The organism is Streptomyces sp. NPDC030165, from assembly GCF_055573595.1.
Map to the genome: position 1 here is coordinate 538,903 of NZ_JBVIBD010000003.1, position 12,508 is coordinate 551,410.

The 12,508-nt window shown below is 74.0% G+C and carries 9 protein-coding genes; 5 read left to right on the forward strand and 4 right to left on the reverse strand.

The genetic code is table 11. From position 1 onward, the window contains the following. Positions 1-203: 203 nt before the first annotated feature. From ACZ4Z1_RS08605 to ACZ4Z1_RS08625, 5 genes are all read left to right on the forward strand, one after another. Positions 204-1,199: a TauD/TfdA family dioxygenase gene (locus ACZ4Z1_RS08605; protein ID WP_468485823.1), complete on the forward strand. Its 996-nt coding sequence runs from the start codon at positions 204-206 to the stop codon at positions 1,197-1,199. Between the two features lie 26 nt (positions 1,200-1,225). Beyond that, positions 1,226-2,251, forward strand: a complete 1,026-nt coding sequence (locus ACZ4Z1_RS08610) for an ornithine cyclodeaminase family protein (protein ID WP_468485824.1) — start codon at positions 1,226-1,228, stop codon at positions 2,249-2,251. Then, on the forward strand, positions 2,242-3,624 hold the full coding sequence (locus tag ACZ4Z1_RS08615; protein ID WP_468485825.1) for a type III PLP-dependent enzyme domain-containing protein: 1,383 nt from the start codon (positions 2,242-2,244) through the stop codon (positions 3,622-3,624). The genes ACZ4Z1_RS08610 and ACZ4Z1_RS08615 overlap by 10 nt, the downstream gene beginning before the upstream one ends. 65 nt (positions 3,625-3,689) lie before the next feature. Beyond that, the gene (locus tag ACZ4Z1_RS08620) at positions 3,690-4,718 is read left to right on the forward strand and encodes a cysteine synthase family protein (RefSeq protein ID WP_468485826.1); all 1,029 of its coding nucleotides are present in this window, start codon (positions 3,690-3,692) and stop codon (positions 4,716-4,718) included. A gap of 8 nt (positions 4,719-4,726) precedes the next feature. Continuing rightward, positions 4,727-6,172: an MATE family efflux transporter gene (locus ACZ4Z1_RS08625; RefSeq protein ID WP_468485892.1), complete on the forward strand. Its 1,446-nt coding sequence runs from the start codon at positions 4,727-4,729 to the stop codon at positions 6,170-6,172. Positions 6,173-6,219: 47 nt separating this feature from the next. Here ACZ4Z1_RS08625 and ACZ4Z1_RS08630 read toward each other — a convergent pair whose 3' ends face one another. The 4 genes from ACZ4Z1_RS08630 to ACZ4Z1_RS08645 form a co-directional block, all read right to left on the reverse strand. Further along, positions 6,220-7,731, reverse strand: a complete 1,512-nt coding sequence (locus ACZ4Z1_RS08630; protein WP_468485827.1) for an ABC transporter substrate-binding protein — start codon at positions 7,729-7,731, stop codon at positions 6,220-6,222. Positions 7,732-7,738: 7 nt separating this feature from the next. Next, positions 7,739-9,778 (reverse strand): ATP-binding protein, encoded by a 2,040-nt coding sequence (locus ACZ4Z1_RS08635; RefSeq protein WP_468485828.1) that lies wholly within the window; start codon positions 9,776-9,778, stop codon positions 7,739-7,741. A gap of 165 nt (positions 9,779-9,943) precedes the next feature. Next, positions 9,944-11,116, reverse strand: coding sequence for an FAD-dependent oxidoreductase (locus ACZ4Z1_RS08640; protein WP_468485829.1), 1,173 nt, complete (start codon positions 11,114-11,116; stop codon positions 9,944-9,946). Next, a complete protein-coding gene (locus ACZ4Z1_RS08645; protein ID WP_468485830.1) occupies positions 11,113-12,459 on the reverse strand; it encodes a class I adenylate-forming enzyme family protein in 1,347 nt (448 codons plus the stop codon). The genes ACZ4Z1_RS08640 and ACZ4Z1_RS08645 overlap by 4 nt, the downstream gene beginning before the upstream one ends. Positions 12,460-12,508 lie beyond the last annotated feature (49 nt).

Here is a 12,508-nt window from a genome sequence, read left to right on the forward strand (position 1 = left end):
AAGACGGGCAGGCATGACAAAAGAAGTGAGGTTTGCCTTGCCTAAGTTGGATGGGTAGCGTCGTTACTGTCCGCTGGACCCCGGACACGGAACGGCAGCCATGGCCGCCCCCTGCCCGGGCTGTCGAGCGCGCTGCGCCCTGCCCGCGCGGCGTCGCACCCCGGACCCGATTCCCACCCTCAACGGAAACGGACTGTCTCGACATGACCACGGGAGCCGCACCCGTCCGCCAGCTCGACCCCGCCGACGCCACGGAACTGCGCCGTACCGCCGAGAAGATCCTCGGCGCGACCGGTACCTCCGCCGCCTCGCCGCACCTCCTCACCCGCGTCGCGGAATCCGCCGCCGTACTGCCCGGCACGCTCCGCCGCCGGCTCCGCCCGGTCGACACCGACGACGGCCTGTTCGTGCTGCGCGGCCTGCACATCGACGACGCCGAGCTCGGCCCCACCCCCGCCGGCTGGGCCACCGCCGGCGACAGCGGCGCCGTGCACGACGTCGTCCTGCTGCTGCTCGCCACCGTCATGGGCAACCCCATCGCCTGGGAAGGCCAGCAGGACGGCCGCTTCGTGCACAACATCGTGCCGGCCCCCGGCCACGAGTCCGAACAGACCGGCGCCAGCAGCACCGTGCTGCTCAGCCCGCACACCGAGGACGCCTTCCACCCGGGCCGCGCCCACCTGCTCATGCTCAGCTGCATGCGCAACCACGACCGCATCGCCACCACGGCGGCGAGCATCCGCAACGTACGGCTCGACGAGGACGACATCGAGCTGCTCAGCCGGCCGCTGCTGCCGATCCTGCCCGACGACGCCTACGCCGAGGCCCAGCACTTCGACGGCGGCCGCCCGCCCGCCGCCCCCACCCTCCACCGGTCGGACGACGGCCTCACACTGCGCTTCGACCCCGCCTACACCCCCCTGGACGACGCGACCCCCGCCCACCGGGCCGCCTACGGACGCCTGGCGGACGAACTCGCCCGCGTCTCCGTCGCCGTGTGCCTCGAACCGGGCGAGGTGCTCGTCGTCGACAACGACCTGGTGGTACACGGCCGCGTGCCCTTCCAGGCCCGTTACGACGGCACCGACCGCTGGCTCAAGCGTGCTTCGGTCCGTGTCCCCGCGCGCCGTACACGCCCCCTGGCCGAGCAATCGGAGCACGGTTACGGTCAGGCCGCCGTCGAAGCCCACACCGGATGACACCCCGCATCTCCCCGAGGACGGACATGACCGACAGCAGCCTGGCCGGCGACCCCCGCTCCATACCCGCCGACGACCGCACCCTGCGCATCCTGACCACCAGCGACCTGGCCGGCCTCGGCATCACCCACGCCGACGTCGTGGCCACCGTCGAAGGCGCCTACCGCACCCTCGCCGCGGGCGGCTCCGACAACCCGCGCAAACTCACCGTCAAACCCGCCGACGGGCACTCCGTCGCCTACGCGATGCTCGGCCGGGACGGCTCCCGCGACGCCGTCGCCGTCAAGACCTCGTACAAGCACGGCCTGGACAAGGACCGCGGAAGCCAGCACTACTACACGACGCTGACGCTCTACGACGACGTCACCGGCCTGCCCGTCGCGATGATGGACTGCGGCCGCATCGGCTCGCTGCGCACCCCGGCCGTCTCCGCCCTGCTCGCCCGCGAATGCGCCCCGCCCGGCGCCCGCGCCGCCCTGGTCATCGGCACCGGTACCCAGGGCCGCCTGGCCCTCCCGTTCCTGCTGACGACGCTGCCGGACCTGGAACGCCTGATGCTGTACGGCAGCCACCCCGACGGCATCGCGGCGGTACGCGAAGAACTGCGCGCCCACTTCCCGGACCGGGACGTGGAACTGGTCACCGACCTGCGGGCCGCGGCGGGCGACGCCGACGTGCTGGTGGCGACCGCGGGCGGCCACACCGCGGCCGCCGTCGAGGCCGACTGGCTGCGGCCCGGCGCGCTGTCCGTCCTCGTCGGGCACGGTCTGGCGCCGTCCACCCTGCACCGCGCCGACCGGGTCGTGGCCACCAGCGAGGCGCAGATGAAGGTCACCGGCACCGACATGGCCGACGAGGCGGGCGGGTTCCCCACCGTGGACGCCGAGTTCCCGGCCGTCCTGGCCGGTACCGCCACCGGCCGCGGCGCGGCAGGGGAACGCGTCTTCGCCTACAACAGCGGCCTGGTCGTCACCGACATCGCCCTCGGCCACCGCTTCGCCCAACTCGCCCTCGACCAGGGGCTGGGAACGCGGGTGGCGCTGTGGCGGTGACCGGACTGCGCTCCACGGACGTACCGACACTGCCCGCCCACCCCGACCCCGAGACCGACCGGGTCCTGGACAGCGGCCTGCTGCACGAACTGTCCTACGCCTTCGACGGCCCCTTCCACTTCCTGCTCCCGCACCGCTTCGACGCCAACCTCATCGCCTTCCGCACCGCCCTCGCCGATGCCGGGGTGGCCGGGCGCGTGTACTACGCGAAGAAGGCGAACAAGGCCGCCGTCTGGGCGGAACGCTGCGCCGCACACGGCGCGGGCGTGGACGTGGCGAGCGTCCCCGAGCTGCGCGAAGCTCTCGGGCACGGCGTACGCGGCGAGCACCTCGTCGTCACCGGGCCGGCCAAGAGCGACGCGCTGCTGCGGCTGGCCGCCCTCCAGGGCTGTCTGGTCGCCGTCGACTCCCTCGACGAACTCGACCTGCTCATCACGCTCGCCCTGACCGGCGCCGTACGCCCGGCCCGCCTGCTGCTGCGCCGCCTGCCGCCCGCACAGCCGCACAGCCGCTTCGGGATGACGGCCGCCGAGCTGGACACCGCGCTGGACCGGTGCGTACGTGCCGGGGGTGCCGTACGGATGGAGGGCTTCAGCTTCCACCTGTCCGGATACGCCACCCGGCCACGCGCCGACCTCGCCGGGGAGCTCGTCGACCACTGCCTGCGCGCCCGGGCACTGGGCCTGCGGGCCGACCGGATCAGCATCGGCGGCGGCTTCGCCGTGGACTACAGCAGCGCGCACCACTGGCAGACCTTCCTCGCCGCGCAGCGCCCCGAGCACTACCACGCGCACAAGACGTTCGAGGCCGACGGCTTCTACCCGTACCACTCGCCCGTCGCCGGGGCCGGTGCCCTGCGCGCCATCCTGGAGACCGTCCCCGCGGGCGGCCGCGCCAGCCTGGCCGAACGGCTCAAGCGGACCGGAACGCTGCTGATGGCGGAGCCCGGCCGGGCCCTGCTCGACGGCGCCGGCGCGTCCGTCTTCTGCGTCCAGGGCGTCAAGGAACGCGACGGCTACCGGATCCTCACGGTCGACGGCACCAGCCTCAGCCTCTCCGAGCAGTGGTTCAACAGCGAGTACCTGCCCGACCCGTACCTGGTCACCCCGGACGGACGGGCCCGGGGCGACGCGGTGCACCCCGCGTGCGTCGGCGGCGCGACCTGCCTGGAAACGGACCTGCTCACCTGGCGCAAGGTCCCGTTCCCCGCCCTGCCCCGCGTCGGCGACCTGCTGGTCTACCCGAACACCGCCGGATACCAGATGGATTCGAACGAGTCCCCGTTCCATGACCTGCCGCTGCCGCCCAAGGTCGTCGTGGACCGGCCGGGCCCCCGGCCGCGCTGGCGCCTCGACCGGCACCCAGCCCGCTGAGCAGACCGGCCGTCGGCCTCCGCACGACACATGTGACCAGCCCTTTCCTGTCCAGGAGCCGCCCTGTGAACCAGGCCCTCGCGCACCCCGCCGTGGTCTCCCGCATATCCGACCTCATCGGCCGCACCCCTCTGTTCGAACTGTGCCGCACCGAGACGGGCAGCCGCCTGCTCCTGAAGCTGGAGATGTTCAACCCGACCGGCACCGCCAAGATCCGGATGGCCCGCCAGATGGTCCTGGACGCCGAGGCACGGGGCGCCCTGCGGCCCGGCGGACGCATCGTCGAGTCCACCTCCGGCAACACCGGCCTGGGCCTGGCGGTCATCGCCGCCGAACGCGGCTACACCTTCACCGCCGTCGTCGACCACCACGCCTGCACCGACAAACTGCGCGCCATGAAGGCCCTGGGCGCCGAACTCGTCTACGCCGCCGACGACGGCACCGAGGAACTGGCCACCGCCGCCCGCGAGGAACTGGCCGAGGGGATGGCCCGCGGCCGCGACAACACCGTCTTCACCGAACAGCACAACAACCCCAGCAACGGCGCCGGTTACTTCCCCGTCGCGCACGAACTCCACCAGGCCCTCGGCGGGCGGATCGACATCCTGGTCGGCGCGGTGGGCACCGGCGGCGCCCTCTGCGGCACCACCCGCGAACTGCGCACCCTCGTCCCAGGCTGCCGGACGGTCGGCGTCGAACCCAAAGGCTCCATCGCCTTCGGCGGCCCGGCCCACGCGTACTACCAGTCCGGCACCGGCACCCCCGAAGGCGCCGAGATCGGCGCCCTCGTCGACTTCGACCTGATCGACGAGGGCGTGAAGGTCGGCGACGCCGAAGCCTTCGCCACCGCCCGCGCCGTCGCCCGCGTCACCGGACTGCTCATCGGCGGCTCCGCCGGCGGCGTCGTCCACGAGGCCCTGGCCCGGCTCCCCACGGCCCCGCCCGGCACCACTATGGTCGCTCTGGTCAACGACGGCGGCGAGAAGTACCTGGACACCGTCTTCAACGACGACTGGATGCGCGCCCGCGCTCTCCTCGACCGCCGCCTGGAACGCGAAGTCGACGAAACGCTGACCAAACTCCGCCGGATGTGAGCCCGTTCATGCAGGTCACCACACTTCTCCGGGACAGCCGCGCGCTGGCGGTCCTGGCCGTCCCCCTCGTCCTGACCCAGCTCGCGCAGGTCGCCCTGACGACCACCGACACCGTCATGATGGGCATGCTCGGCACGACCGACCTCGCGGCGGGCGGCCTGGCCATCGTCATCTTCAACCAACTGCGCACCATGGGCGTCGGCCTCGTCACCTCCGTCGGCAACGGGATCGCCGCCGCTTCGGCGCGGGCCGAGACGGTGCGGGCCGAGATGGTGCGGGCCGAGACGGCGGGGGAACGGGCGGACGCGGACCCGGACCAGGGGGACGAGGAGGTCCGTACGATCGTCCGCGCCGGCCTGGCCGTGGCGACCCTCGCCGGGCTGGCGGGCGCCGTCCTCATGCTGCTCATCGGCCAGGCACTCACCTGGCTCGGCCAGGAGGCGGACGTCGTCGGCCGCGCGCGGACCATGCTGCTCGCCCTCGCGCCCGGACTGCTGCCGTGCCTGTGGTTCCAGGCCGTCCGCCAGTTCACCGTGGGGATGCGGCGGCCGCAGGCGCTGCTGCGCATCACCGTCGTCTCCGTCGCCGTCAACGCCGCCCTAGACTGGGGCCTGATCCATGGCACCTGGGGGCTGCCGGAACTGGGCCTGCCCGGCGTCGGCGTGGCCACCTCACTCGTGTACTTCCTCTCGTTCCTGGCGCTGTACGCCGCCGCCAAGCGCGACCGCGTGCTCGGCCCCCACCTCAGCCTGAACATCGCCGGGGCCGACCGCGCCGCGGCCGCCCGCATCGTCCGGCTCGGCGTGCCCATCGCCGCGACTTACGGGTCCGAGGCCGGATTCTTCTCCGTCACGGCCCTGATGGCCGGCTCGTTCGGCAGCGCGGCGCTGGCCGCGCACACCGCCGTCAACCAGCTCGTCTACATCGTCTTCCAGGTCGCCGTCGGCCTCTCGCACGCCGCGTCCATCAACGTCAGCCGCGAACTGGCCCTCGGCCGTACCGACACCGCGCTGCGCATCAAGAACACCGCACTGGCCTGCGCGGGCGCCGTGATGGCCGTCGTCGCGGTCGTCTACGTCACCCTGCCCGGACTCGTCCTCCTCCCCTTCTTCGACACCGGCGGGACGCGCGACGCCGAAGCCGTCTCCATCGCCACCCACCTGCTGCTCGTCGTCATGGTCCTGCAGTTCTTCGACTGCGCCCAGAACATCGGCGTCGGTCTCCTGCGGGGGCTGGACGACACCAGGAGCGGCTTCCGCATCACCCTCATCGGCTACTGGGCCGTGGGCCTGCCCGCCGCCTGGCTCCTGGGCTACGCCGCAGGCCTGCACACCCTCGGCATCTGGCTCGGCCTCCTCACCGGGCTCGCCACCACCGCCGTCCTCCTCCTGCGCCGCTACGGCGCGAGTCTGCGCGCCAGGACGCCCGCCGCGCAGACCGTACGGACGGCATGAACGGCACGGCGGGCCGGCCGTCGCGGGCCGGGCTTCGCGGACACGCCTTACGGCCACACCACCTTCCGGAAGGCGTACGACCCGTCCGGCTTCAGCTCCACCAGCGCCAGCGGCTTGCCCTCCGGGTCGCCGTGATCGTCGAAGCGGATCGGCCCGCTCACGCCGTACACCGGCTTGCTGCCGCTGATCTGGAGCAGCATCTGGCGGGTGCTGCCGGTGGTGACCGGGCTGCTGCCCTGCCGGCCGGCGCCGTCGCGGACGGCCACGCCGAGGGTGAGCAGCGCGTCGTGGCCCATCATGGCCTGCCCGTCGGCCAGTTCGCCGTCCGTACGGCGGATGTCCTGCCGGTACGCGTCGCGGAACTGCGGCAGCGGATTGTCGGCGCCGGGGTAGGGGCCGGTCCACTGGTCGGGGTGGGCCAGCACGGTGTGGTGCACGGTCAGGCGGCTGCGCTCCCACACCTTTTGGAACGCCTGGCGCGACTCGTAGCTCTCCGGCACGTCGAAGACGCCCACCACGTCGTCCCCGGTGACCACCGTGGTCGGGCAGCGTCGGCCGGCGGCGGCCATCGCCTCGATGAAGACGCGCAGCGCCCGGCCCCGGCCCACGAAGTACACGGCGTCCGGCGGGTCGCCGCACACCCGGTCGGCGAGCGAGGAGAAGGCGTTGGCGGTGGCCGGGTCGGCCGAACTGTAGGCCAGCCCCAGATCGGTGACCTTCAGGCCGTGGCGCGCGGCGGCCGCGGTGAAACTCCGGTACAAGGACGTGCTGTAGGTGTCCTGTTCGCTGCGGTCCCTGATGGTCGTCACACGGTACGGGCGCTGCCGCCCAGGGCGGTTCTGCAGGGACCGCAGATGACGCACCGCGGCCGACGCCTGGTCGGAGTTGGTAGCCGCCACCCGCCAGAACCCGGTCTGCCCCGGCCGGTTCATGGCGTCGGCGGTCACGGTCGAGCCCATCATGGGAATCCCGGCCTCCCGCAGGGCGTCGACCGCCTGCTGGGTGGTGCTGCGGCTCTGACCGAGGCCCGCCACCGCGACCAGGTGCTGGTCCCCGTCCTTCATCTCCTTGAGCTGGTCCACCAGCGGCTCCCACTGCGCCGATCCGGCGCCGCTGTTCGCCAGCAGCAGTCTGATCTGCGGCGAGTCGCCGCGTCCGCCGCGCCGCGGGTCGTTCAGCTCGCGCTGGGCCAGGTAGGCGCCCTCCAGCTCCCGGCGTATGCTGTCGCGCCCCCGGTCGCCGGTGCCCGTCGTCATCGGCTGGAGATAGGCCACCGACACCCAGGGTTTGCCGGACTTCGCCACCCGCCGGTTCTCGGCGAGGATCTGCCGGGAGATGTCCCGCAGCGAGGCGTCGAACACGTACGAGCCGTCGGTGACGCCCACGCACTCGTTCCGCGGCCCCTGCTCGCGCACCCCGTCGGCACACCGCTCGAACACCCTGTCGTACAGCCAGTACCCGCCCACGCCCAGGGCGCCCGCGACGGCCACGGCGACGGCGGCCCGCAGCCACCTGCGGGGCTGCGGCCGCGGGGCCGGGAGCTGGTCCTCGTCACTCATCCGACGGTCACCAGGGTTTCCTCTCGTAGGCGGCCGCCCGCTGCCACAGCACGTCGTGGTCCGTCTCGTCGCTCAGCCGGCCGCTCAGGGTCTGCAGTGCATCGACAATCTTCGGGTACAGCTCGGCCGCCGGATCGCCCAATGGGTCGGACCACAGCGACGCGTAGGGGTCGGAGGACGGGTGGGTGGTGATCCACCCGGCGACCAGCAGGCGGGTGACCATCAGCTGGTCGGGCGGGCTCTGCGCCCGCGCGAGCCGGTGCTGGAACTCCGCGCCCGCTGAGCGGTCCAGCGCGTCCGCCTCCCAGCGGCGCGGCGCGCGCTGGATCCAGGACAGTTCCTCGCACCACGCCTGTGCCGGACCGCCGCCTCCGCACACGTCGAGGAAGCGCCCGTGCAGGTAGGCCGCGGCGCCCTGGACGTCACCGCCCGCCAGCCGGTGGTAGGCGCCGGTCCGCCCCGAATCCGCCGCGTACCGCAGGATCTCGTGCGTACGGTTCCACGGCGTCGCGGAGGCATCGGCGGCGGGCGCCGGGGCCAGCGACAGCCGGCCCAGCAGCAGGGTGCGGACCAGGTACGGGAGCGCGCTGTGCGGCTGTCCGTCGAAGGTGATCCGTTCGGCGTGCCGGTCGTCGTGGGCCAGCTCGCGCAGGAGCCGCGGCGGGGCGTCGGCCTGCCGCCACAGGTCGGTGGCGCCGGCGGCCTGCCCGAGGGTGACGGCGGCGGCCGCGCGGGGCAGGGCCCCGTCGGCCAGCTCCCGCGGCAGGTCCTGGAGCAGCAGTTCCAGCAGCTCGTTCGTGACGGAGTGCGGCCCTTCGGGCGCCATCACCAGGCGCAGCCGCCGCCCGCACGGCACCTCGGGCGCGAAGTCTTCCAGCGCGTCCAGCACCGCACGGGTCGCGGCCGGGTGGCCGCGCGTCAACTCGTGGACCGTACGGCCCAGCCAGGCCACCGGATGGGTGATGCCCGCCAGCGCCTCGCGCGGCATCCGCTTCACGTACGGCCCTGCCTGCTCCTGCACCTCGGCCCGGTCCAGCAGGCGCAACTGCGCCACCTCCAGGCGGGCACCGCCGCCGGGCCGGGCCACGACCCGCGGCACGAACAGCTCCGGCCCGTCCGCCTGCTCCGGTGGCTGCCAGCACGACAGGTAGCTGCCTAGCTGCCGGGGTCCTTGTTCCAACTGCCGCAGCACGTCCGGCGCGCGGCGCGCGCTCGCCACGACGACCAGCGGGTCCGGATGCTCCGGCCCGGCGGCCCGCGCCTCGACCAGGGCCCGGAGGAACGCGTCGCCCAGCTCGCTGTCGGCGTTGTCCAGCAGCACCAGGCAGCGCAGGGTGCGGGTCCGGTCGCCGCCGTGCCGGGTGTACGCGCCCTGGAGGTCGGCGAGGAATGCCTGGAGCAGCACCGACTCGGCGCGCTCCCGCTGGGCCGCCGTCCCGTGCCGGAAGTGCTGGTTCAGCTCGACGAGGGCGTCCGCCGGGACCTGGGGCCGGGAGCCGCCGCGCGGTACCCGCCCCAGCCGCCGGTGCACGCCCCACCACACCCGGGCCCGCTGCCACCCCTGGATCAGCGGCACGACCGCCGCCGACCAGCCGGGCAGCCCCATCGGCACGCCGACCGAGGCCACCAGCTCCCGCAGCACCGCCAGCGAATGGTCCTCCGCGCGGCCCGTCCGCAGCGCCTCGCGCATCTGGGCCAGCGCGGCGTCCCGGCTCTCCGGATCGGCCTCGGCGGACAGGGCCATCAGCAGGACGGCGAAGGACGGCAGGGCCACCGGCGGGAAGTCCGGCCGCCGGGCGTTGAGCTGGAAGGCGATACGGGCCAGGACGTCGACGGGGTGGTGCACCCCGTCGTCGAGCGCCGCGAGGTCCAGGGCGGCCAGCGGTGCCCGGCTGCCCCAGGTCTCCAGCCGGTCCGTCAGCGCGGATTTTCCGCTGCCGCGGGGTCCGAGGAGCAGCAGGACCGGATGCCGGGTGTGCTCACCGCGTGCCCGGATGAGCCGCTGGCCGACGAACTCCCGGATCATCAGATCACGTCGGGACTGCACCGTGCCCCCTCGTGGTCACCGTCGTGAGTGACCAGGATGCAGTAATCGGGGGCGTGCGCAAGGCGGTTCGGGATCAGAGGTGCCGCTGTGCCGTATGAGTTCGGTGAGGTGCGGTGGAACGGTACCGTCCGTGTCGCACGCGGGAGGAACGTGCGACACCGGTCTTCAATAGCGGCTCCCGGGAATGCCGGCGTCACGCGGTCCGTACGGGGCGGAGTCCAGCCAGCGTCCGGCACGGCGCGAGCGCGGCGCCGCGGCGGCCGCCAGCCGCTGGGCGGTGCGCCGCCAGGGCGCGGGAGCGGTGAGATGGGCCAGGGCGCACCCGGCCGCCTGCCGGTTGAGCAGGGCGGCCCGGTGACGGGCGGCCGCGAAGCCGGCCACGTCGCCGGTGGCCAGCGCGGCCGCGGCCGCCGCTGCGTCGGCGATCCCCGAGTTCAGGCCCCGCGCCCCGAAGGGGGCGAAGAGGTGTCCCGCCTCCCCGGCGAGCAGCACGCGGCCGTGCAGGTCGGTGAGGCCGTCGGCGACCACCTGCTGGAAGCGGTAGTGCGAGGACCAGGTGACGGCGCAGGCGTGCCCGTCCGGCAGCAGGCCGGGCAGCCAGTCCGCCGCGGCCCCGGCCAGCGCCTCAGGGTCGTCGTCCGGGCGGCACTGCACGTCCACGCGCAGTCCGCCGCGGAACGGCACGGTCAGCACGTTGCGGCCGGCCATGCGCGGGTCGCGGTAGTGGAACGCCCGCTCGTACGGCAGCGGATGACCGGGGTCGTCGGCGACGTCGAGCACGAGGAACGCGTGCGGGGAGCGGGGCCCGCGCAGCCGTACGCCGATGGCCCGGCGCACGGCCGACCTGGCCCCGTCGCAGCCGATGGCGTACGAGGCACGGTGCCCGGTCCCCGGAGTGCGCACCAGCACGCCGTCGGGCGAGGAGGCGAGACCGGCGACCGGGGTGTTCCAGTGGATCTCCGCTCCGGCGCGGCGGCAGGCCGCGCGCAGCAGGTCCTCCATGACCGGCTGCGGGAGGCTGGAGAACGGCGCGCGGTCCGCCGGGGGCGGGGTGTACGTACGGCGGTGGATCTCCCGGCCTTCGAAGGACGTGGATCTCGCGCCCCAGACCAGCCCGTTGCCGACCAGTTCGGTGCCGAGCGTCGGATCGGCGGCGGCGAGCGTGGCCAGCGACTGCCGGTGCAGGAAGATCGCCCGGCTGCCGGGGCGCGGGGCGTCTTCCGACGCCGCCTCCAGGACGGTGACGGCCAGGCCGCGGGCCCGCAGCAGCAGGGCCGTGGCCAGCCCGACCGGGCCCGCGCCCACGACGAGGACGTGCGGTGTCGCAGTGGTGTTCATGACGGCTCCTGACGGGGCAGCCGGCCGCGCGCGACCTTGCCGCCCGCGGTGGTGGGAAGTTCGGGCAGGAATGTCGTACGGCGGGGGATCTTGTACGGGGCCAGGTGCGCCCGGCAGTGGGCGAGGATCGCGGCCTCGTCGGCGGCCCCGTCGGCGACGGCCGCGATCCAGGCCTGCGGGGACTCGCCGCGTACCGCGTCCGGCATGGCGGTGACGGCGACCGCGGCCACGGACGGGTGGGTGGCGATCACCCGCTCCACCTCGGCCGGGTAGACCGTGTAACCGCCGCACAGGATCACGTCCTTGAGCCGGTCCAGGACGGTCACGTCACCGTCGTCCGTCACGCGGCCGACGTCCCCGGTGCGCAGTTCACCGCTGGGCATCAGAACCTGTGCGGTGGCCTCGGGGGCGCCGAGGTAGCCGGGGGTGACGAAGGGGCCGCGTACCAGCAGCTCGCCGTCCGCGCCCGTACGGACCCGGGCGTCCGGTACGGGCGGGCCGGACGTGCCCGGGTGGCCGGGGTCGTCGGCGGGGGTGAGCGCGGCCAGACCCGCCAGTTCGGTCATGCCCCAGCCCTCGGCGAAGACGGCGCCGGACCGTTCCTGCCAGGCGCGGGCGAGCTGGGCTCCGGCGGGCTGGCCCGCGGAGAGCGAACAGCGCACCGACTCCAGCGGCAGCCCCGCACGGGCCAGCAGCCTGCGGTACATCGTCGGCACCCCGGCCAGCACGGTGGGGCGGTGGCGGCGCAGCGCCGCGTCGACCGCCTCCTCGGTGAAGCGGGTGAGGAGGACCAGGGCGGCACCGGCGGACAGCGCGGCGTTCAGCACGTTGGTGCCGTACGTGTGCGCCAGTGGCAGCGGACTGAGCACCGTGTCGCCGGGTTCCAGTGCGAGACGCCGGGCGATGTTCTCCCCGCCGAGCCGCACCGCGTGCCGGGTCTGGAGCGCTCCTTTGGGGCGGCCGGTGGTGCCGGAGGTGTAGGCGATGGTCGCGATGCAGGAGAGGTCGGCGGCGGGGGAGCGGGGCGGGCCCGGTGGCGGGCGGCCGGGCTCCGTGGAGGTGAGGACGAGGGCGGCGCCGCTGTCGGCGGCCGCGTGACGGATCTCGTCCGGCGCGGACGCGGCGTTCATCGGAACGCCCACCGCGCCCAGCTCCGCCAGTGCGAGGTGATCGACGACCCACTGGCGGCCGTTGGGGCGGCAGAGCACCGCCCGGTCACCGGGGCGCAGGCCCGCCCCGGCGAGTTCGGCGGCCCGGCAGGTGACCGCGGCACGCAGCGCGCGGCGGGTGAGGGAGCCCTGTTCGTCGATGAGAGCGATGTCCGGGTGGTGTCGGTACGACATGAGAGGCTCGCTTTCGTGATGGGTACGGGGGTGCGTACGGGGGGAACGG

Coding starts and splice junctions, on each gene's coding strand:
- ACZ4Z1_RS08625 (WP_468485892.1), top strand. CDS start 4,727: ATGCAGGTCACCACACTTCTCCGGGACAGCCGCGCGCTGGCGGTCCTG.
- ACZ4Z1_RS08630 (WP_468485827.1), bottom strand. CDS start 7,731: ATGAGTGACGAGGACCAGCTCCCGGCCCCGCGGCCGCAGCCCCGCAGG.
- ACZ4Z1_RS08610 (WP_468485824.1), top strand. CDS start 1,226: ATGACCGACAGCAGCCTGGCCGGCGACCCCCGCTCCATACCCGCCGAC.
- ACZ4Z1_RS08640 (WP_468485829.1), bottom strand. CDS start 11,116: ATGAACACCACTGCGACACCGCACGTCCTCGTCGTGGGCGCGGGCCCG.
- ACZ4Z1_RS08645 (WP_468485830.1), bottom strand. CDS start 12,459: ATGTCGTACCGACACCACCCGGACATCGCTCTCATCGACGAACAGGGC.
- ACZ4Z1_RS08605 (WP_468485823.1), top strand. CDS start 204: ATGACCACGGGAGCCGCACCCGTCCGCCAGCTCGACCCCGCCGACGCC.